At 59.5% G+C, this 21,524-nt stretch carries 18 protein-coding genes and 3 tRNA genes; 19 read left to right on the forward strand and 2 right to left on the reverse strand.

Annotation, left to right across the window (positions count from 1 at the left end; translation table 11 throughout):
* Nucleotides 1-245: 245 nt before the first annotated feature.
* From lon to EDF70_RS10065, 3 genes are all read left to right on the forward strand, one after another.
* Nucleotides 246-2,666 (forward strand): endopeptidase La, encoded by a 2,421-nt coding sequence (gene lon, locus EDF70_RS10055; RefSeq protein WP_132273195.1) that lies wholly within the window; start codon nt 246-248, stop codon nt 2,664-2,666.
* 306 nt (nt 2,667-2,972) lie between these two features.
* Complete coding sequence (hupB, locus tag EDF70_RS10060) at nt 2,973-3,251, forward strand: DNA-binding protein HupB (protein WP_132273196.1); 279 nt, start codon at nt 2,973-2,975, stop codon at nt 3,249-3,251.
* A 170-nt stretch (nt 3,252-3,421) separates the two neighbouring features.
* A complete protein-coding gene (locus tag EDF70_RS10065) occupies nt 3,422-5,611 on the forward strand; it encodes an esterase-like activity of phytase family protein (RefSeq protein WP_132273197.1) in 2,190 nt (729 codons plus the stop codon).
* Between the two features lie 63 nt (nt 5,612-5,674).
* Here EDF70_RS10065 and EDF70_RS10070 read toward each other — a convergent pair whose 3' ends face one another.
* Nucleotides 5,675-6,046: a hypothetical protein gene (locus tag EDF70_RS10070; RefSeq protein WP_165931984.1), complete on the reverse strand. Its 372-nt coding sequence runs from the start codon at nt 6,044-6,046 to the stop codon at nt 5,675-5,677.
* Between the two features lie 187 nt (nt 6,047-6,233).
* Nucleotides 6,234-6,309: transfer RNA gene (locus EDF70_RS10075), tRNA-Val, on the reverse strand.
* A 272-nt stretch (nt 6,310-6,581) separates the two neighbouring features.
* Here EDF70_RS10075 and EDF70_RS10080 point away from each other — a divergent pair.
* The 16 genes from EDF70_RS10080 to EDF70_RS10155 all read left to right on the forward strand — a co-directional run bounded on the left by EDF70_RS10080 (nt 6,582) and on the right by EDF70_RS10155 (nt 21,523).
* Nucleotides 6,582-6,658, forward strand: a tRNA-Asp gene (locus tag EDF70_RS10080).
* Between the two features lie 64 nt (nt 6,659-6,722).
* A tRNA-Asp gene (locus EDF70_RS10085) sits at nt 6,723-6,799 on the forward strand.
* Nucleotides 6,800-7,505: 706 nt separating this feature from the next.
* Entirely contained in the window at nt 7,506-7,871 is a 366-nt protein-coding gene (locus EDF70_RS10090) for an NADH-quinone oxidoreductase subunit A (protein WP_132273199.1), read from the forward strand.
* Nucleotides 7,841-8,440 carry an NADH-quinone oxidoreductase subunit B gene (locus EDF70_RS10095; protein WP_132273200.1) on the forward strand — a complete coding sequence of 200 codons (600 nt, stop codon included), beginning with the start codon at nt 7,841-7,843 and terminating at the stop codon, nt 8,438-8,440. The genes EDF70_RS10090 and EDF70_RS10095 overlap by 31 nt, the downstream gene beginning before the upstream one ends.
* 11 nt (nt 8,441-8,451) lie before the next feature.
* Complete coding sequence (locus tag EDF70_RS10100) at nt 8,452-9,054, forward strand: NADH-quinone oxidoreductase subunit C (RefSeq protein WP_132273201.1); 603 nt, start codon at nt 8,452-8,454, stop codon at nt 9,052-9,054.
* Nucleotides 9,055-9,122: 68 nt separating this feature from the next.
* A complete protein-coding gene (locus EDF70_RS10105) occupies nt 9,123-10,313 on the forward strand; it encodes an NADH-quinone oxidoreductase subunit D (protein WP_132273202.1) in 1,191 nt (396 codons plus the stop codon).
* A 52-nt stretch (nt 10,314-10,365) separates the two neighbouring features.
* Nucleotides 10,366-11,298, forward strand: a complete 933-nt coding sequence (gene nuoE / locus EDF70_RS10110; protein ID WP_132273203.1) for an NADH-quinone oxidoreductase subunit NuoE — start codon at nt 10,366-10,368, stop codon at nt 11,296-11,298.
* A 2-nt stretch (nt 11,299-11,300) separates the two neighbouring features.
* The gene (nuoF, locus tag EDF70_RS10115) at nt 11,301-12,605 is read left to right on the forward strand and encodes an NADH-quinone oxidoreductase subunit NuoF (protein ID WP_132273204.1); all 1,305 of its coding nucleotides are present in this window, start codon (nt 11,301-11,303) and stop codon (nt 12,603-12,605) included.
* A gap of 4 nt (nt 12,606-12,609) precedes the next feature.
* Nucleotides 12,610-13,221, forward strand: coding sequence for a 5' DNA nuclease (locus tag EDF70_RS10120; protein ID WP_132273205.1), 612 nt, complete (start codon nt 12,610-12,612; stop codon nt 13,219-13,221).
* A 2-nt stretch (nt 13,222-13,223) separates the two neighbouring features.
* Nucleotides 13,224-15,305 carry an NADH-quinone oxidoreductase subunit NuoG gene (gene nuoG / locus EDF70_RS10125; RefSeq protein WP_132273206.1) on the forward strand — a complete coding sequence of 694 codons (2,082 nt, stop codon included), beginning with the start codon at nt 13,224-13,226 and terminating at the stop codon, nt 15,303-15,305.
* A gap of 10 nt (nt 15,306-15,315) precedes the next feature.
* A complete protein-coding gene (gene nuoH, locus EDF70_RS10130) occupies nt 15,316-16,362 on the forward strand; it encodes an NADH-quinone oxidoreductase subunit NuoH (RefSeq protein ID WP_132273207.1) in 1,047 nt (348 codons plus the stop codon).
* Nucleotides 16,363-16,402: 40 nt separating this feature from the next.
* Nucleotides 16,403-16,897 carry an NADH-quinone oxidoreductase subunit NuoI gene (gene nuoI / locus EDF70_RS10135; RefSeq protein ID WP_132273208.1) on the forward strand — a complete coding sequence of 165 codons (495 nt, stop codon included), beginning with the start codon at nt 16,403-16,405 and terminating at the stop codon, nt 16,895-16,897.
* A gap of 161 nt (nt 16,898-17,058) precedes the next feature.
* Nucleotides 17,059-17,673 carry an NADH-quinone oxidoreductase subunit J gene (locus tag EDF70_RS10140; protein WP_132273209.1) on the forward strand — a complete coding sequence of 205 codons (615 nt, stop codon included), beginning with the start codon at nt 17,059-17,061 and terminating at the stop codon, nt 17,671-17,673.
* A 22-nt stretch (nt 17,674-17,695) separates the two neighbouring features.
* On the forward strand, nt 17,696-18,004 hold the full coding sequence (gene nuoK / locus EDF70_RS10145; RefSeq protein ID WP_132273210.1) for an NADH-quinone oxidoreductase subunit NuoK: 309 nt from the start codon (nt 17,696-17,698) through the stop codon (nt 18,002-18,004).
* Between the two features lie 7 nt (nt 18,005-18,011).
* The gene (nuoL, locus tag EDF70_RS10150) at nt 18,012-20,009 is read left to right on the forward strand and encodes an NADH-quinone oxidoreductase subunit L (RefSeq protein ID WP_132273211.1); all 1,998 of its coding nucleotides are present in this window, start codon (nt 18,012-18,014) and stop codon (nt 20,007-20,009) included.
* Entirely contained in the window at nt 20,009-21,523 is a 1,515-nt protein-coding gene (locus tag EDF70_RS10155; protein WP_132273212.1) for an NADH-quinone oxidoreductase subunit M, read from the forward strand. The genes nuoL and EDF70_RS10155 overlap by 1 nt, the downstream gene beginning before the upstream one ends.
* Nucleotide 21,524 lies beyond the last annotated feature (1 nt).

The raw sequence follows: 21,524 nt of genomic DNA on the forward strand, positions 1-21,524 counted from the left end.
CCGCGATCGAACGAATGGGCGCGCCGCCATCCGGCCCTGCCTGCGAACCATTCGGAAAACTGACCAGACACTTTCCAGTCTGACGTAAGCAATGCATGCCACAGTTCTAATACTGTCGCAGTTTTGTCATGCGCGGTCTGGATGGCTTGAAAAAAGCCTAGTAGGTTACCACTTTGGGCAAGACCAAAATGCTTGAGGGTTTATCTCGGGCATGCTCCCGGAAACGGGACGAGAAAGGAAATGACATGACGAATACGACGTCTGACGCACAGAGCCCTGCGACCTATCCGGTCCTGCCGCTGCGCGATATCGTGGTCTTCCCGCATATGATCGTTCCCCTGTTCGTCGGACGTGAGAAATCCATCCGTGCGCTTGAGGAAGTCATGGGCTCCGACAAGCAGATCATGCTTGCCACCCAGATCAATGCCGGCGATGACGATCCGGAATCCTCGGCGATCTACAAGATCGGCACCGTGGCCAATGTTCTGCAGCTGCTGAAGCTGCCCGACGGCACCGTCAAGGTTCTGGTCGAGGGCCGTGCCCGCGCCAAGATCAGCGAATACACAGATCGCGAAGAATTTTACGAAGCCCATGCCGAAACGCTGGCCGAACCGCAGGACGATGCGGTCGAGGTCGAGGCGCTGTCGCGCTCCGTGGTTTCCGAGTTCGAAAACTATGTCAAGCTGAACAAGAAGATCTCCCCGGAAGTGGTTGGCGCCGCCAGCCAGATCGAGGATTATTCCAAGCTTGCCGACACGGTTGCTTCGCACCTCTCCATCAAGATCACCGAAAAGCAGGAAATGCTGGAAACGGTGAGCATCAAGACGCGCCTTGAAAAGGCTCTTGGCTTCATGGAAGGCGAGATCTCGGTCCTGCAGGTCGAGAAACGAATCCGCTCGCGTGTAAAACGCCAGATGGAAAAGACCCAGCGCGAATACTACCTCAACGAACAGATGAAGGCGATCCAGAAGGAGCTCGGCGACGGCGAAGACGGCCGCGACGAGATGGCCGAGCTGGAAGAGCGCATCGCCAAGACCAAGCTCTCCAAGGAAGCCCGTGAAAAGGCCGATGGCGAGCTGAAGAAGCTGCGTCAGATGAGCCCGATGTCGGCGGAAGCCACCGTCGTGCGCAACTATCTCGATTGGCTGCTGACCATTCCGTGGGGCAAGAAGTCGAAGATCAAGACCGACCTCAATGCCGCCGAAAAGCTGCTCGAGCTGGATCACTTCGGTCTCGAAAAGGTCAAGGAACGTATCGTCGAGTACCTCGCGGTGCAGGCGCGCGCCACCAAGATCAAGGGCCCGATCCTGTGCCTCGTCGGCCCTCCGGGCGTCGGCAAGACCTCGCTTGCCCAGTCGATCGCCAAGGCGACCGGCCGCGAATATGTGCGCATGGCGCTCGGCGGCGTCCGTGACGAAGCCGAAATCCGCGGTCACCGCCGCACCTACATTGGCTCGATGCCCGGCAAGGTCATCCAGTCGATGAAGAAGGCTAAGAAGTCCAACCCGCTCTTCCTGCTCGATGAAATCGACAAGATGGGTTCGGATTTCCGTGGCGATCCGTCGTCGGCTCTGCTCGAAGTGCTCGATCCGGCCCAGAACTCGACCTTCATGGATCACTACCTGGAAGTCGAATACGACCTGTCCGACGTGATGTTCATCACCACGGCGAACACGCTCAACATTCCGGGTCCGTTGATGGACCGCATGGAGATCATCCGCATCGCCGGTTACACGGAAGATGAGAAGCGCGAGATCGCCAAGCGTCACCTTCTGCCGAAGGCGATCAAGGAACATGCCCTGCAGCCGAACGAATTCTCGGTTTCGGACGATGCCCTGATGGCCATCAGCCAGCAATACACCCGTGAAGCCGGCGTTCGTTCCTTCGAGCGCGAGTTGATGAAGCTCGCCCGTAAGGCCGTCACCGAGATCATCAAGGGCAAGACGAAATCGGTTGCCGTCACGGCCGCCAACATTTCGGATTACCTCGGTGTTCCGCGTTATCGCCATGGCGAAGCCGAAGGTGAGGATCAGGTCGGCGTTGTTACCGGTCTTGCCTGGACGGAAGTCGGCGGCGAACTGCTGACGATCGAAGGCGTGATGATGCCGGGCAAGGGTCGCATGACCGTGACCGGCAACCTCAAGGACGTCATGAAGGAATCGATTTCCGCAGCGGCATCCTATGTCCGTTCGCGTGCCGTCGATTTCGGCATCGAGCCGCCGCGCTTCGACAAGTCGGACATTCACGTCCACGTGCCGGAAGGTGCCACTCCGAAGGACGGCCCGTCGGCCGGCGTCGGCATGGCAACCGCGATCGTATCGATCATGACCGGCATTCCGGTGTCCAAGGATGTGGCGATGACGGGTGAAATCACCCTGCGTGGTCGCGTCCTGCCGATCGGTGGTCTGAAGGAAAAGCTGCTTGCAGCGCTTCGTGGCGGCATCAAGAAGGTGCTGATTCCGGAAGAAAACGCCAAGGATCTGGCTGATATTCCGGACAATGTGAAGAACGGCATGGAAATCATTCCGGTCTCGCGCATGGGCGAAGTGATCAAGCACGCGCTGGTTCGCCAACCCGAGCCGATCGAATGGGACGGCTCGATCGAGACGCCCGTGATCGCCACCGTCGAGGGTGCGGACGAATCGGGCACCACGATCGCCCACTAAAATGCTCATCCCGCAGGTCATTTCAGACCTTCGGGATGTTTACCCGGCAGAATCACTTATGTCGCCGAAAAGCCTTATTTTCCGGGCTTTCCCGCCGCATTAGGTATTTATTCCCGGTTTTGCACGACGTGTTACATTTTTTGAGGAAAAGGCCGGCTTTTTGCCGGCCTTTTTTGTGAAAAGTCGCAGCGCCCCCCTTGTTTTTCAGGCGTTTCCAGAGCTTTTGGGTGCGCAGGGGACGCTCAAAATCATTGTCGCCCCGGAGCTGAACTTGATACGTTTCAAACCATTGAAAGGGGTGGAAACATGAACAAGACCGAATTGGTTGCTGCCGTTGCCGAAAAGGCTGGCCTGTCGAAGACCGACGCCGCATCCGCTGTCGACGCTGTTTTTGACACCGTCCAGGCTGAACTCCAGAAGGGCGGCGACATCCGTCTCGCCGGTTTTGGCAGCTTCTCCGTTTCGCACCGCGAAGCCTCCAAGGGCCGTAACCCGTCGACGGGTGCGGAAGTTGACATCCCGGCACGTAACGTGCCGAAGTTCTCGGCCGGTAAGGGCCTGAAGGACGCCGTCAACAACAAGTAATTTGTGGCTGCGCTTTGCGCACAGCAGCGAAATGAAGGAGAGGCCCGGCGCAAGTCGGGCCTTTTCTGTGCGAAGAGCCCGGCAAATGCGATGGGCTGGCCCCCGCGTCATCGCGCTGTCATGCAACTGACCCACAAGCGGCTGTTTCCAGTCATCCTTGGAGGGGTCCCATGACAATCTCATTCCGCGCCGCGCTTACGGCCGCGCTGCTCGCTTCGGTCGCCGTGCCGGCCAGCGCCGAGCAGGTTTTTAACCGTATCGCATCGTTCCCGGTCGCGCAGAACCTGCCGAAGGGCGAGGACAAGCCGACGTCGTCGGAAATCATCACCGCGACTGCCGATGGCAACACGCTGATCTATTCCGACGCGCCAGGCAGCACGATCGGTTTCATCGACATCACCGACGCAAAGGCGCCGAAGGCCGGTGGCTCGATCGCCATCGACGGCGAGCCGAACTCGGTTGCCGCAGCGGGCCCGAAGGCTCTCATCACCATCGACAATACCGAAGACCTGACCAAGCCTGCCGGCAAGCTCGGTGTCATCGACATTGCGTCGAAAAAACTCGAATCGACCTGCGATCTCGGCGGCCAGCCCGATTCGGTCGTTGTTGCGCCGGATGGTACATTTGCCGCCATCGCCATCGAAAACCAGCGTGACGAGGAATTGAATGACGGCGCCCTGCCGCAGCTTCCGGCCGGCGAATTGCTGATCGTCTCCCTGAAGAACGGCGTTCCGGCCTGCGATAGCATCAAGCGCGTCAACGTCACCGGCCTTGCCACCGTTGCGCCGGAAGATCCGGAGCCGGAATTCGTCAACATCAACGCCAATGGCGAAATTGCCCTGACGCTGCAGGAAAACAACCACGTCATCATCATCGATTCGAAGACCGCCAAGGTCACCAGCCACTTTACTGCCGGCACCGTCGATCTGGAAAATGTCGACACCAAGACCGATGGTTCGCTGAATTTCACCGGCAAGCTAACCGCCGTCCCGCGCGAGCCTGACGCCGTCAAGTGGCTCGGCACCGATCGTCTCGTGATCGCCAACGAAGGCGACTACAAGGGCGGTTCGCGCGGCTTCACCATCTTTGACCGTTCCGGCAAGGTTCTTTTCGATGCCGGCATGACGCTGGAGCACGAAATCGCCCGCCTCGGCCATTTCCCGGAAAAGCGTGCCAAGAACAAGGGCATCGAGCCGGAAGGCATGGAAGCCGCCGTCTTCAATGGCCAGCAGTATTTCTTCGTGCTGTCCGAGCGCGGCTCGATGATCGCCGTTTACAAGGACACTGGCGCCACGCCTGAACTCGTGCAGCTTCTGCCGTCGGGCATCTCTCCTGAAGGCGCTGTCGCCATTCCGGGCCGCAACCTGCTTGCTTCCGCCAACGAAGCCGACCTCGGCGAAGACGGCGGCGCCCGCTCGCATGTGATGATTTATGAGCTGGCGGAAGGCGAAAAGGCCTATCCGACGCTGAAGTCCAACGACATCGACGGCAAGGTTGTCGGCTGGGGCGCTCTGTCGGGCCTCGTCGGCGATGCGGAGAAGGACGGCACGTTCTACGCCGTGTCTGATTCGGTCTATGCCATGCAGCCGTCGATCTTCACCATCGACGCAACGAAGAAGCCGGCCGAAATCACCAACGTGCTGCGCATCACCCGCAACGGCCAGCCTGCCCAGAAACTCGACATCGAGGGCATCGCTCTGGATGGCAAGGGCGGCTTCTGGCTTGCATCGGAAGGGGATAGCTCCAAGCTGGTCGGCCACGGCCTCTACAACGTCAACGCCAAGGGCGAGATCAAGACCGAGATCGGTCTCCCGGCCGAACTGCTGGCCGGCGAAACCCGCTTTGGCCTGGAAGGCATCACCACCACCGGCAAGGGCGACGACCTGACCCTGTGGATGGCCGTGCAGCGCGAATGGAAGGATGACCCGAAGGGCCAGACCAAGCTTCTCACCTACAAGCCGAAATCGAAGGAATGGGCAGCCGTCCGTTATCCGCTCGAAAAGGCTGAAAAGGGTTGGGTCGGTCTCTCGGAAATCACCGCTCGCGGCGATCATCTCTATATCGTCGAGCGCGACAACCTGATCGGCGACGCCGCCAAGCTTAAGAAGCTCTACCGCGTCTCGCTGAAGGATCTGAAGCCCGCCAAGCTGGGCGGCGAGTTGCCGGTCGTCACCAAGGAAGAGGTCCACGACTTCCTGCCGGACCTGAAGAACGCCACCAACGGTTATGTCGTCGACAAGCTGGAAGGTTTTGCCTTCGACAAGTCCGGCAAGGCCTTCATGGTGACGGATAACGATGGTGTGGATGATTCGTCAGGCGAGACGCTGTTCCTGCCGGTGAACATCAAGGTCACCAACTGATCGACTTCACGGACCTGAAGGGGGGGGCGGGTGCGCGGGAGCGTGCCCGGTCTTTTTTTGCTGTCAGGCTCCAAGTTTTTTAACAAGGCCGCTCATGAAGCGCAGCAGCCGATACAGGGCATAGCTGAACACCACGAAGAAGGGTGCAAGGATTGGCGCGGTGATAAAAACCATCGCCCTGCCGGTGTCGGCGATCATATGGTACGGCAGGTAGCTATACGTGCCGAATGGCTCCGTAGGCTCCATCATACCGTTACCATTGAGGTCAAACGAATCGACCCGCCAGTTCAGGTAGGCCTGTACACCACGCGCCGCGGCAATGAAGAATATGACGGTGAAAATATATATGGCCAGAAAGGCCAGCCAGCGGTGCTGTCGCGGGCGCGCAGCCTCCTGCCGGAACAGATATATCGCGAGAGCCAAGCCGACCACCATGCTGATCGGTCAGATGCTCGGATCAGCGTTTCCTCAAGATACATTCCCGTCACCCTAAAGGCTGGAAGCCTAGGAGCGGGTTATCCGAAGCGCAAGCTAGAAACAAACCGTGTTTCACAGCATGTCGACAGGCAAAAAGAATTGCCGTTCAATGCTATAAAGTGTCACTTGAATAATTGGGAAAGAATGGTGGGCGATGACGGACTCGAACCGCCGACATCCTCGGTGTAAACGAGGCGCTCTACCAACTGAGCTAATCGCCCTTCGCGTCAACCGGATCATGTCCGCCGCGTCGGTGGCCGTGAGATATGCGGAACCGGGGAAATCCGCAAGAGCCTTTTTCCATTTTTTTGAAAAATTTGCGACAGATATGGGGAAATCCTTGTCTCGCTGGGGAAAGTTCATTTCGTCATTCTTTTGTCGTCAAAACTTGTTGACACCCGTCCGCGAACCTCTTAGTGAGCGCTCATCCGAACGGTTGAGGCCGCCGGATGAAGGGAAGCTTCTCCAAAAGATGCTTCGTTTCGAGATAAGTGCGGGTGTAGCTCAGTTGGTTAGAGTGCCGGCCTGTCACGCCGGAGGTCGCGGGTTCGAGCCCCGTCACTCGCGCCACTATCTCTTCCTCAGTCTACCTTCTGCCTCATGCAGAAGTTGCCGCAAGGCGAAGAAAATATGCGCGGGTGTAGCTCAGTTGGTTAGAGTGCCGGCCTGTCACGCCGGAGGTCGCGGGTTCGAGCCCCGTCACTCGCGCCATTTTCTTCTCAAGGCCTTGGTCGGTTTTCGATATGCACTTCGTTGCATTTGCTAATCTTCGATTTCTCCCTTCTTGTTTTCGTGCTGCTCGTATCCACTGCGGCTGCGTCTGTCTGATTCTCCGATAGCCGATCATTCCTGCGTGCCGGGTGCGCTGCAGTATCCCCGTATTCGCAATTGCGTGATCGCTGCCGGGGAGGGCGGGGTGGGTTCTATGCGGTACCGAGATATGGTTTGCACAATATTTGGGCGGCCATGGGGCGTGTTTTGTCGTCTATCGGGGTCTTAACCCGTTGATTGCATTCGTTATGTTGTCACTGACTCTGAAGTTGATTTTTAGGCGCTTTCTGCTGCGCGCTATCGTCGCATGAAATTTTTTTTAGTGAATTCAAAGATTTGCATATCGTCACCTTGCAAAACGCAAGAAATGCCCGGAAACCTTGAGTTTTTTGCTCCTGTTAATAATTTCCGGTCATTGTCATAATTGGCTGTGAAGAGGTTTTTCCGGCGCTCCAAGGCTTTCCCGCGCATGCTGCGACGTTTCGTCGTCTTTCGTTTCATTTTGGAGTGGGGGTTGGGTGCTAAACCTCTTGCGCCGGGGGCTATCCTACGATAGTCAGCCCTTGTTGCAATGCACGTTCGCTTGACCAGTGCATAAGTGTTAGGCGTTTGCCGTTCGCTTCCGGTCAGGCAGGGATGGAATACAATGACTGAACTCCTCAGTTCCTATCTCCCGATCGCGATCTTTATCGGCATTTCCGTGGTGATTGGTCTGGCGCTGCTCATCGCGCCCTTCGCCGTGGCCTACAAGGCGCCCGATCCGGAAAAGCTTTCCGCATTCGAATGCGGTTTCAATGCCTTCGATGACGCACGCATGAAGTTCGACATCCGGTTTTACCTGGTGTCGATCCTGTTCATCATCTTCGATCTCGAAGTCGCCTTTCTGTTCCCCTGGGCTGTGTCCTTCGGTGAAATGGGCTGGTTCGGCTTCTGGTCCATGATGGTGTTCCTTGGTGTGCTCACCATCGGCTTTATCTACGAATGGAAGAAGGGGGCTCTGGAATGGGAGTGACCGGCAACACGCTCGTCGCGCAGCAGCCGAAGGGCATCCTCGATCCGGCGACCGGCAAGCCTGTCGGCGCCAATGACCCGTTCTTCACGGATGTCGACAACGAGCTTGCCGACAAGGGCTTTCTCGTCACCTCGACCGACGAGCTGATCACCTGGGCGCGCACTGGCTCGCTGATGTGGATGCAGTTCGGTCTGGCCTGTTGCGCCGTTGAGGGCCTGATGCAGGCTTCCGGCCCGCGTTACGACATGGAGCGTTTTGGTGTCGCTCCGCGCGCTTCGCCGCGCCAGTCGGACGTGATGATCGTTGCCGGCACGCTGACCAACAAGATGGCGCCAGCGCTTCGCAAGGTCTACGACCAGATGCCGGAGCCGCGTTACGTCATCTCCATGGGTTCCTGCGCCAATGGTGGCGGCTATTATCACTATTCCTATTCGGTGGTGCGCGGCTGTGACCGTGTCGTCCCGGTAGACATATACGTGCCGGGCTGTCCCCCCACGGCAGAAGCACTGCTTTACGGCGTGCTCCTGCTGCAGAAAAAGATCCGCCGCACCGGCACGATCGAGCGTTGAGGGGATAAGTCATGAGCGAAGTTCTCGAACAACTCTCCACCTATATCCGCGAAGCACGCGGCAGCCTCGTGTCGGCAGCCGAGATCGCCTACGGCGAACTCAACCTGACGACCGACCGCGACAATATCGTCGAGCTCCTTACCTTCCTGCGTGACGATCCGCAGGGTGGTTTCGTCAGCTTCATCGATGTGTCCGGCGTCGACTGGCCGCAGCGTCCCGAACGTTTCGACGTGGTCTATCACCTGCTGTCGCCGAAGCGGAATGTTCGCCTGCGTGTAAAGCTGTCGGTCGCCGAAGATGTTTCGGTTCCCTCGGTCACCGGTGTCTACAAGGGCGCCGACTGGTTCGAGCGCGAGATCTGGGATCTTTATGGCGTGCCGTTCTCCGGTCACCCGGACATGCGGCGCCTCGTCACCGATTACGGTTTCGAAGGCCATCCGCTGCGCAAGGATTTTCCGGTCACCGGTTTCGTGGAAGTTCGTTACGACGACCAGCTCAAGCGCGTCGTCTACGAACCCGTCGAGCTTCGCCAGGAGTTCCGCAATTTCGACTTCACGTCGCCATGGGAAGGCACAGATTACGTGCTGCCGGGTGACGAGAAGGCACAGCAGTAAAAAACGGGTAGGGGCCTTCCGGCTCCGCTCGCAATTCGCCATTCGCCTGACGGCGTGGAGCGCGCACAATGACTGAACATAACGTCCGCAATTTCACGATCAACTTTGGCCCGGAGCATCCTTCCGCGCACGGCGTTCTGCGTCTTGTGCTGGAGCTTGATGGCGAAATCGTGGAACGCGTCGATCCGCATATCGGCCTGCTGCATCGCGGCACCGAAAAGCTGATGGAAACCAAGACCTATCTGCAGGCGCTGCCTTACCTGGATCGTCTCGACTATGTCGCGCCGATGAACCAGGAGCATGCCTACTGTCTGGCCATCGAAAAGCTGCTCGGTCTGCAGGTGCCGATCCGCGGCCAGCTGATCCGTGTTCTCTATTCGGAAATCGGCCGTATCCTCTCGCACATCATGAACGTCACGACCCAGGCCATGGACGTCGGCGCCATGACCCCGCCGGTCTGGGGGTTCGAAGAGCGCGAAAAGCTGATGATCTTTTACGAGCGCGCCTGTGGCGCCCGTATGCACGCAGCCTATTTCCGCCCCGGTGGCGTCCATCAGGACCTGCCGCAGCAGCTGGTGGAAGATATCGGCGCGTGGTGTGACCCGTTCATCAAGGTTCTCGACGATATCGAAGGCCTGCTCACCGGCAACCGTATCTTCAAGCAGCGTAACGTCGATATCGGCGTGATCTCGCTGGAAGAGGCGTGGAACTGGAGCATGTCGGGTGTGATGATTCGCGGCTCCGGCGCTGCCTGGGACCTGCGCAAGTCGCAGCCTTACGAATGTTACGCCGAACTCGATTTCGATATCCCGATCGGCAAGAACGGTGACTGTTTCGACCGCTACCTCGTCCGCATGGCCGAGATGCGCGAATCGGTAAAGATCATGAAGCAGTGCGTTGCCCGCCTGCTGGGTGATGCCAAGACCGGCCCGATCTCGGCAACGGACGGCAAGGTGGTTCCGCCCAAGCGCGGCGAGATGAAGCGTTCGATGGAAGCGCTCATCCACCACTTCAAGCTTTACACCGAAGGTTTCCACGTGCCGGCCGGCGAAGTTTATGCCGCCGTCGAAGCGCCGAAGGGTGAGTTCGGCGTCTACCTCGTCGCCGACGGTTCCAACAAGCCATACCGCTGCAAGCTGCGCGCCCCCGGTTTCGCGCATCTGCAGGCCATGGATTACTTGTCGACAGGCCACCAGCTGGCCGACGTCACGGCAATCCTGGGTTCGCTCGATATCGTGTTCGGGGAGGTGGATCGCTGATGCGCTCCCTCCCGATCATGATTGCAATATTCTGAATAGGACGTGATGTAGAATGTCTGTTCGTCGACTAGCCGAAGACCAGTTTCAGCCTGCAACCTTCGCCTTCAACGCGGAAAACACCGCTTTTGAAGCCGCGACCATTGCCAAGTATCCCGAGGGGCGCCAGCAGTCGGCGGTTATCCCGCTGTTGATGCGTGCGCAGGAACAGGACGGCTGGGTTACCAAGGCGACGATCGAATATGTCGCCGAAAAGCTGACCATGCCGTATATCCGCGTGCTGGAAGTGGCGACCTTCTACACCCAGTTCCAGCTTAAGCCGGTCGGCACCCGCGCCCATATCCAGGTCTGTGGCACCACGCCCTGCATGCTGCGCGGCTCCGACGAGCTGATCAAGGTCTGTCAGCACAAGATCCATCACGATCCCTTCCATACCAATGCCGAGGGCACGCTGTCCTGGGAAGAGGTCGAGTGTCAGGGCGCCTGCGTCAACGCTCCCATGGTCATCATCTTCAAGGATGCCTATGAGGACCTGACGCCGGAGCGCCTCGAACAGATCATCGACGAATTCGAAGCCGGCAAGGGCGCAGATGTTCCTGTCGGCCCGCAGAACGGCCGTCACCTGTCGGCACCCATCGGCGGCGCGCTGACGCTGCTCGACGATATCAAGCCGGTTCGCACCAATCTCGATCCGAAGCCGGAACCCGCCGCCGAGGCTGTGTCCGTGCCGCCGGCCGACGCCGGTCATCCGAAGGATACCGCGCCGGAAACCGACAAGTCGCTGAAGACGCCGGTCACTGCGCCGGCCGCCTCTGCTGCAAACGCCAAGGAAGCCGAAAAGGGCGAGTCGACAACGACAACGACCTCGACCAAGCCGGCTGCCAAGCGTGGTAGCAAGGCTGAAGGTGCTCCGGCAGCCGAAGGCGCCGTTGCCGGTGAAGACAAGCCAAAGCGCACGCGCAAAGCCAAGCCTGAAGGGGAGGCGTGATCATGCTTAAAGATCAGGATCGTATCTTCACGAACATCTACGGCCTCAAGGACAAGTCCCTGAAAGGCGCAATGAGCCGTGGCCACTGGGATGGCACCAAGCAGATCCTCGACAACGGTCGTGACTGGATCATCAACGAGATGAAGGCCTCCGGTCTTCGTGGTCGTGGTGGCGCCGGCTTCCCGACTGGCCTGAAATGGTCCTTCATGCCGAAGGAATCCGATGGCCGTCCGCATTACCTCGTCGTCAACGCCGACGAATCCGAGCCCGGTACCTGCAAGGACCGCGAAATCATGCGCAACGATCCGCATACGCTGATCGAGGGCTGCGTGATCGCCGGTTGCGCCATGGGTGCCCATACCGCCTACATCTATGTTCGCGGCGAATACATGCGCGAGCGTGAAGCCCTGCAGGCCGCGATCGACGAGTGCTATGACGCCGGCCTCCTCGGCAAGAACAACAAGAACGGCTGGGATTTCGACATCTACGTCCATCACGGCGCCGGTGCCTATATCTGCGGCGAAGAGACGGCGCTGCTCGAAAGCCTTGAAGGCAAGAAGGGCCAGCCGCGCCTCAAGCCTCCGTTCCCTGCCAACATGGGCCTTTACGGCTGCCCGACCACGGTCAACAACGTCGAATCGATCGCCGTTGCCCCGACCATCCTGCGTCGTGGCGCCACCTGGTTCTCGTCGCTCGGCCGTCCCAACAATGTCGGTACAAAGCTGTTCATGATCTCCGGTCACGTCAACAAGCCGTGCACCGTCGAAGAAGAAATGGGCATCACCTTCCGCGAACTGGTGGACAAGCATGCCGGCGGTATCCGCGGCGGCTGGGACAACCTTCTGGCGGTCATCCCCGGCGGCGCATCCTGCCCGATCGTTCCGGCCAAGGACATCATCGATTGCCAGATGGACTTTGATGGCCTTCGTGCCGTCGGTTCGTCGTTCGGCACCGCCGGCGCCATCGTCATGGACAAGTCCACCGACGTGATCAGGGCGATTGCCCGCATCTCGGCCTTCTTCAAGCACGAAAGCTGCGGCCAGTGCACGCCGTGCCGTGAAGGCACCGGCTGGATGTGGCGCGTGCTCGAACGCATGGTCAAGGGCAACGCCCAGAAGCGCGAAATCGACATGCTGTTCCAGGTGACCAAGCAGATCGAAGGGCATACGATCTGTGCGCTCGGCGACGCTGCTGCCTGGCCGGTTCAGGGCCTTATCCGCCATTTCCGTCCGGAAATCGAAGCACGCATCGATCAATACACCTACCGCTCGACGTCGGAAGGCGCCGTGCTGGAAGCTGCGGAGTAAGGTGATGACGTCGCCGGAGGAGAAGCATGAAGGGCAGGGGGCACCGACGGCAAAGCCGGCGTTTGGCTCGTCGTGGCCCGGCTTCGATCCGGCTTCGCTAACGCTGAACCCGATGATGGCCAATCCGGCGGCCGCCATGGCGGCGATGACGCAGATCGGCATCGAATTGCAGACACAGTTCGCGACCGCGATGTTCGGCATGATGCAGAACACCATGGAAGCCAGCCAGCGGCTGCACCGCACGCTGGAAGACATGGCCCGCGAGCCGGAAGCCACCGAGGCGGACAAGCCGGAAGCGAAGGCAGCGCCTGCGCCGAAGGCGAAAGCCGCCAAGGCTGCACCGGCCGAGGCACAAGACGATTTGAAACGGATCTCGGGTCTCGGGCCCAAGATCGAGACGAAGCTGAACGGTCTGGGCATCAAAACCCTTTCCGAGATCGCCGGATGGAGCACCGAGCAGGCTGCCCGTGTCGATGCGGAACTTGGCCTTGATGGCCGCGTGACGCGCGACGACTGGGTGGGCCAGGCCAAGGCTCTGACGTCGGGTACAGCACAGGAATTGCCACCGGTTAAGGCTGCGGCCCGCAAGACCGGCGGACGGAAAAACAGGACGTAACGATGACGAAGCTCAAGGTTGACGGCAAGGAAATCGAGGTTCCGGACCACTTCACGCTGCTGCAGGCATGCGAGGAGGCGGGTGCCGAAGTGCCGCGTTTCTGTTTCCACGAACGTCTGTCTGTCGCCGGCAACTGCCGTATGTGTCTGGTCGAGGTAAAGGGTGGCCCGCCGAAGCCGGCAGCCTCCTGCGCCATGGGCGTGCGCGATATCCGCGGCGGCCCGAACGGCGAGCTTCCGGAAGTCTTCACCAACACGCCGATGGTCAAGAAGGCCCGCGAAGGCGTGATGGAATTCCTGCTGATCAACCACCCGCTGGATTGCCCGATCTGCGACCAGGGCGGTGAATGCGACCTGCAGGACCAGGCCATGGCGTTTGGTATCGACAGTTCGCGCTATACCGAAAACAAGCGCGCCGTCGAAGACAAGTATATCGGCCCGCTGGTCAAGACCGTGATGAACCGCTGCATTCACTGCACGCGCTGCGTCCGCTTCACCACCGAAGTCGGCGGCATTTCCGAGCTTGGCCTGATCGGCCGTGGCGAAGACGCCGAGATCACCACCTATCTCGAGCAGGCAATGACCTCGGAGCTGCAGGGCAACGTTGTTGACCTCTGCCCGGTCGGCGCGCTCACCTCGCGTCCGTTCGCCTTCACCGCCCGTCCGTGGGAGCTGAACAAGACCGAATCCATCGACGTGATGGATGCAGTCGGTTCGGCCATCCGCGTCGATACCCGTGGCCGCGAAGTCATGCGCATCATGCCGCGTGTCAACGAAGCCGTGAACGAAGAGTGGATTTCGGACAAGACCCGCTTCATCTGGGATGGCCTGAAGACCCAGCGTCTCGACCGTCCTTACGTGCGCCGCGACGGTCGCCTGCAGGCAGCCTCCTGGGGTGAAGCCTTTGCCGCCATCAAGACGGCGGTCTCTGGCGCTGCCGCCAACAAGATCGGCGCCATCGCCGGCGACATCGCCTCGGTTGAGGAAATGTACGCGCTGAAGGCGCTGATTTCCTCGCTCGGTTCGGAAAACATCGATTGTCGCCAGGACGGTTCGGCCTTCGACCCGTCTCTCGGCCGCGCAAGCTATATTTTTAACCCGACGATCGAAGGCATTGAAAAGGCTGACGCTTTGTTGATCGTGGGTTCCAACCCGCGCTTTGAAGCCGCCGTCCTCAACGCCCGCATCCGCAAGCGTTTCCGTCGCGGCAATTTCCCGATCGGCCTGATCGGCGAAGCCGGCGAAATGCGTTGGGATTACGAATATCTCGGTGCCGGCCCGGACACGCTGACCGACCTCGTCGAAAACGGCAACGCCTTCATCGACAAGCTGACCGCCGCCAAGAACCCGATGATCATCGTTGGCCCCGGTGCCGTTGCCCGCGCTGACGGTCAGGCCATTCTGGCGCTCGCTGCCCGTCTCGCCGCATCAGTTGGTGCTATCACCGAAGACTGGAACGGTTTTGGCGTTCTCCACACCGCAGCCTCGCGCGTCGGCGGCCTCGATCTCGGCTTCGTGCCGGGCAAGAACGGCGTCAACGCAGCCGAAATGCTGAAGTCGATGGACGTTCTTTTCCTTCTCGGCGCTGACGAACTCGCCTTCGCAACCAAGGGCGCAAAGTTTACCGTCTATATCGGCAGCCACGGCGATGCCGGCGCACATGCCGCCGACGTCATCCTGCCGGCCGCGACCTATACCGAAAAGTCGGGCACCTGGGTCAACCTCGAAGGCCGCGTCCAGATGGGCAACCGCGCGGGCTTCGCACCGGGCGAAGCCCGCGAAGACTGGGCGATCCTGCGTGCGCTGTCCGACGTTCTCGGCCACAAGCTGCCGTTCGACAGCCTGTCTGCGCTGCGTGCCAAGCTTTATGCCGAATTCCCGCATTTCGCCGAAATCGACGAAGTGGCAGCCGGCACCGGCGAACAGGTAGCCAAGCTTTCGCAGGCTGGCGGTCGCGCCGACAAGGCGGCCTTCGTGTCGTCGGTCAAGGACTTCTATTTGACGAACCCAATCGCCCGCGCTTCCGCCGTCATGGCAGAATGCTCGGCATTGGCCCGCAACAACTTCCAGGTTGCAGCGGAGTAAGGGCAGGACAATGGATTCTATCTTCTCGACCTATATCTGGCCGGCCCTCATCATGGTGGGGCATTCCCTGCTGACGCTGGTCTGCCTGCTGGTCTTCATCGCCTTCATCCTGCTCGCCGACCGTAAGGTCTGGGCGAACGTTCAGCTGCGTCGCGGCCCCAACGTCGTTGGTCCGTTCGGCCTGTTCCAGTCGTTTGCCGACTTGCTCAAGTTCATCCTGAAGGAGCCGATCATTCCGGCTGGCGCCAACAAGGTGGTCTTCCTGCTTGCGCCGCTGGTCTCGGTGGTTCTGGCGCTCGCCACCTGGGCGGTCATCCCGCTCAACGATGGCTGGGCTGTCGCCAACATCAATGTCGGCATCCTCTACATTTTTGCGATCTCCTCGCTCGAAGTCTACGGCGTCATCATGGCCGGCTGGGCGTCGAACTCGAAATACCCGTTCCTCGGCGCGCTCCGCTCGGCGGCGCAGATGGTGTCCTACGAAGTCTCGATCGGTATCGTCATCGTCACCGTTCTGCTCTGCGTCGGTTCGCTGAACCTGCAGGATATCGTCTACGCGCAGAAGACCGGCCTCGGCACGATGATCGGCCTGCCGAACTCGTTCCTCGACTGGCACTGGCTGTCGCTGTTCCCGATGTTCGTGATCTTCTTCATCTCGGGTCTGGCTGAAACCAACCGTCCGCCATTCGACCTTCCGGAAGCGGAATCGGAACTCGTCGCCGGTTACATGGTCGAGTATTCGTCTGCCCCGTACATGATGCTGATGCTCAGCGAATATGCTGCCATCATGCTCATCTGCGCGCTGACCACGATCCTCTTCCTCGGAGGCTGGTTGCCGCCGTTCGACTTCTGGCTGATCAACTGGGTTCCGGGCATCATCTGGTTCCTGATCAAGGTCTGCATGGTCTTCTTCGGCTTCGCCATGGCCAAGGCCATCGTGCCGCGCTACCGCTATGACCAGTTGATGCGTCTCGGCTGGAAGGTCTTCCTTCCGCTCTCGCTCGGCATGCTGGTGATTGTTGCATTCGTACTGAAGCTGACGGGATGGGCTGGCTGATGATGGCTCACCCCTCGCTCGGTTCTATTGGAGAATAAAGATGGCCGCTCTTTCCCAAGCCGTCGGTTCGCTGTTCCTGAAGGAATTCGTCGCCGCTTTTGCGCTGACGTTCAAATATCTGTGGTTCCGTCAGAAGGCGACGATCAACTACCCGTTCGAAAAGGGCCCGGTCTCTCCGCGCTTCCGTGGCGAACATGCGCTGCGCCGTTATCCCAACGGTGAAGAGCGTTGCATCGCCTGCAAGCTGTGTGAAGCCATCTGTCCTGCTCAGGCGATCACCATCGAAGCCGGCCCGCGCCGCAACGATGGCACCCGCCGCACGGTGCGTTACGACATCGACATGGTGAAGTGCATTTATTGCGGTTTCTGCCAGGAAGCATGCCCGGTCGATGCCATCGTTGAAGGCCCGAACTTCGAGTTCTCCACCGAGACGCGTGAAGAACTGTATTTCGACAAGGCCAAGCTGCTCGCCAATGGCGATCGCTGGGAACGTGAAATCGCCCGCAACCTTCAGCTGGATGCGCCTTATCGCTGATAAGGCCTGAAGGCTTTGAAGGATACGGACTGAAATGTCCCGCGGCCGCAAGGCGGCGGGAACGATGATGAAAAAACGTCTGGACGGCATCGGCCGCCAGGTTCCGACGGGGAGGGGCCTTTACCCAAAGGTCTTGCCGGGGAAGACGAGAAGGCACCAACATGGGTCTGCACGCTATATTCTTTTATCTTTTCGCCTTTGTCGCGGTGGCGTCGGCGGTCATGGTCGTGTCGGCCAGAAACCCGGTCCACTCGGTGCTGTTCCTGATCCTCGTGTTCTTCAACTCGGCGGGTCTTTTCCTGCTGACGGGAGCCGAGTTCCTGGCGATGCTGCTTCTGGTCGTTTATATCGGCGCGGTCGCGGTTCTCTTCCTCTTCGTCGTCATGATGCTCGACATCGATTTCGCCGAGTTCCGTCAGGGTGTGCTGCAATACGCGCCGATCGGTGCACTGGTCGGCCTCGTGGTCGCCGCCGAACTGATCCTCGTAGTCGGTGGCTCGACGCTGTCGCCGCAGGCGGCAAAATCGGTCGCCATGCCTATGCCTGATATCGCCGAACGCCAGAACACGGCCGCACTCGGCGACGTGCTCTATACCCACTACGTCTACTTCTTCGAAGTGGCCGGCCTCATCCTTCTCGTCGCCATGATCGGCGCGATCGTGTTGACGCTGCGCCATCGCCAGAACATCAAGCGGCAGAATATCGCCCGCCAGGTTGCTCGCACGCCGGAAACCGGCGTCGAGATCGTCAAGGTCAAGTCGGGCCAGGGCCTCTGAGAGCGGGACAAGGATTGAAATTATGGAAATCGGACTTTCCCATTACCTGACGGTCAGCGCCATTCTCTTCACGATCGGCGTGTTCGGAATCTTCCTGAACCGCAAGAACGTCATCATCATCCTGATGTCGGTCGAACTGATCCTGCTGTCGGTAAACCTCAACATGGTGGCCTTCTCGTCGTTCCTCAACGACATCGCCGGCCAGGTCTTCGCGCTCTTCATTCTCACGGTTGCTGCAGCGGAAGCGGCGATCGGTCTTGCAATTCTCGTTGTCTTCTACCGCAACCGCGGCTCCATCGCGGTCGAAGACGTCAATATGATGAAGGGCTGATCGGGTCATGATCTACAAGGCAATCGTCTTTCTTCCCCTGATCGGCTTCCTGATCGCCGGCCTCTTTGGCCGCCAGATCGGCGCCAAGGCATCGGAATACGTCACCACCGGCCTGATGATCGTTGCGGCAATCCTGTCGTGGATCGTCTTCTTCGATATCGCGCTCGGTCATTCCGAGGGTGAGGTCGTCAAGGCCGTCGTCATGCGCTGGATCCAGTCCGGCAGCATCGATGTCGAATGGACCTTCCGTATCGACACGCTGAGCGCGATTATGTTCGTCGTCGTCAACACCGTGTCGACGCTCGTTCATCTCTATTCCATCGGCTACATGCATCACGATGAGCATCGTCCGCGTTTCTTCGCGTACCTGTCGCTCTTCACCTTCGCGATGCTGATGCTCATCACCGCCGACAACCTGCTGCAGATGTTCTTCGGCTGGGAAGGCGTGGGTCTGGCTTCGTACCTGCTGATCGGCTTCTGGTTCAAGAAGCCGTCCGCATCGGCTGCCGCCATGAAGGCATTCATCGTCAACCGCGTCGGTGACTTCGGTTTCATCCTCGGCATCGGCGGCGTTTTCGTGCTGTTCGGTTCGATCAACTTCGAAACCATCTTTGCCGCTGCCGCCACCTATATGCCGCATGAAGGTGCCGCCGACGCCAACGCGATCGTCGCCAACTTCTTCGGCATGGAGCTGACCAAGAGCACGGCCATCACCGTCACCTGCCTTCTGCTCTTCATGGGCGCGATGGGTAAGTCGGCGCAGTTCCTGCTGCACACCTGGCTGCCGGACGCCATGGAAGGCCCGACCCCGGTTTCGGCCCTCATTCACGCAGCAACCATGGTCACCGCCGGCGTCTTCCTTGTCGCCCGCATGTCGCCCATCTTTGAACTGTCGCCGGATGCGCTGCTGGTCGTCACCATCATCGGTGCGATCACCGCCTTCTTCGCGGCCACCGTCGGCCTCGTGCAGAACGACATCAAGCGCGTCATCGCATACTCGACCTGCTCGCAGCTCGGTTACATGTTCGTGGCGCTCGGCGTCGGCGCTTATGGCGCGGCCGTCTTCCACCTCTTCACGCACGCCTTCTTCAAGGCGCTCCTGTTCCTTTGCGCCGGCTCGGTCATCCATGCCGTCGATGGCGAACAGGACATGCGTCACATGGGCGGCCTGCGCCCGCATATCAAAGTCACCTTCGCGATGATGCTGATCGGCACGCTTGCCATTACCGGCGTCGGCATTCCGTTCACGCCGGTCGGTTTTGCCGGCTTCTTCTCCAAGGACTTCATCATCGAAGCGACCTACGCATCGCATTCGCCGGCCTCCGGCTTTGCCTTCACGCTTCTGGTGATCGCGGCGATGTTCACGAGCTTCTATTCGTGGCGCCTGATCTTCCTCACCTTCTTCGGCAAGCCGCGTGCGAGCCACGAGGTCATGCACCACGTGCATGAAAGCCCGCAGGTCATGCTGGTGCCGCTCTACATCCTCGCCATCGGCGCGGTTGTGGCCGGCGTGGTCTTCAAGGAATTCTTCTACGGCCACGAATATGACGTGTTCTGGAAGGGCGCCCTGTTCACCTCCGAGCACAACGAACTGCTGCACGAATTCCACCACGTGCCGGCTCTCGTCGCTCTGGCACCGTTCCTTGCCATGATCATCGGTTTTGTCACCGCCTGGTATTTCTACATCAAGTCGCCGGAAACCCCGAAGCGTCTGGCCGCCTCGCAGCAGGGCCTCTACCAGTTCCTGCTCAACAAGTGGTACTTTGACGAACTCTACGACTTCCTGTTCGTCCGTTCGGCAAAGGCGCTCGGCCGCTTCCTGTGGAAGAAGGGTGACGTCGCCGTCATCGACGCCTACGGCCCGAACGGCATCGCCGCCCGTGTTGTCGACGTTACGCGTAATGTCGTGCGTCTGCAGTCCGGTTACCTTTATCACTACGCGTTCGCGATGCTGATCGGCATCGCCGCCCTCGTCACCTGGATGATGCTCGGGAGTTCCTTCTGATGACCGATTGGCCAATTCTTTCAACGGTCACCTTCCTGCCGCTGGTCGGCGTGGTGCTCCTGCTCCTTACGGGACAAGAGGGCGCGAACGGCCGCCGCAATGTGCTCTACATTTCGCTGGCGACCACCGTCTTCACCTTCATCGTGTCCTTGTTCATCTGGATCGGCTTCGACAATTCGAGCGCCAGCTTCCAGATGGTCGAAAAGCATGAGTGGCTCGGCACTGGCATTTCCTACCATCTCGGCGTCGACGGCATTTCCATGCTGTTCGTCATTCTCACCACGTTCCTCATGCCCTTCTGCGTGCTGGCAAGCTGGGAATCGATCGAGAAGCGCATCAAGGAATACATGATCTCCTTCCTGCTTCTGCAGGTGGCGATGACCGGCGTGTTCGTCTCGCTCGATATCGTGCTCTTCTACGTGTTCTTCGAAGCGACGCTGATCCCGATGTTCATCATCATCGGTGTCTGGGGCGGCAAGGATCGCGTTTACGCATCCTACAAGCTCTTCCTCTACACGCTGCTCGGCTCGGTTCTGATGATGCTCGCCATCATGGCCATGTACTGGAACGCCGGCACCACCGATATCGTAGAACTCCTGAAGCACGGTTTTCCGGCCGGCATGCAGACATGGCTCTTCCTCGCCTGCTTTGCCGCCTTCGCCGTCAAGATGCCGATGTGGCCGGTTCATACCTGGCTTCCGGATGCGCACGTTCAGGCCCCGACCGCAGGTTCGGTCATCCTGGCCGGCGTCATGCTGAAGCTCGGCGGTTACGGCATGATCCGTATCCTCCTGCAGATGTTCCCGCTGGCTTCGGACTACTTTGCGCCGATGGTGTTTGCGCTGTCTGTCATTGCCATCATCTACACCTCGCTGGTTGCGATGATGCAGGACGACATCAAGAAGCTGATCGCGTACTCGTCGGTTGCCCACATGGGCTACGTGACCATGGGTATCTTCGCCGCCAATACGCAGGGCGTGCAGGGTGCCGTGTTCCAGATGCTGTCGCACGGCATCGTGTCTGGCGCGCTCTTCCTCTGCGTCGGCGTCGTTTATGACCGCCTTCACACCCGCGAGATTTCCGCTTACGGTGGCCTCGTCAACAACATGCCAAAGTATGCCGTGGCGATGATGATCTTCACGATGGCAAACGTCGGCCTGCCGGGCACGTCGGGCTTCATCGGCGAATTCCTGACCATCATCGGCGTCTTCCGCGTCAACACCTGGGTGGCGCTGTTTGCGGCAACCGGCGTGATCCTGTCGGCCTGCTACGCCCTGTGGCTCTATCGCCGGGTTCTGTTCGGTGCGCTGGAAAAGGAAAATCTCAAGCAGTTGCTGGACCTGTCGACGCGTGAGAAGATCCTTCTCTACCCGCTGATCGCGCTCACCATCTTCTTCGGCTTCTACCCGGCGCCTGTATTCGATGCGACTGCCGCTTCGATTGATGCGCTGGTCAACAATTACTCGGCAGCCCTGCAGGCAGCGCAAAAACTTGCGCTCGCAGTAACGCACTGAG

Origin of the sequence: Neorhizobium sp. JUb45, assembly GCF_004343585.1 — a bacterium.
In the GTDB taxonomy this organism is placed as follows: Bacteria; Pseudomonadota; Alphaproteobacteria; order Rhizobiales; family Rhizobiaceae; genus Neorhizobium.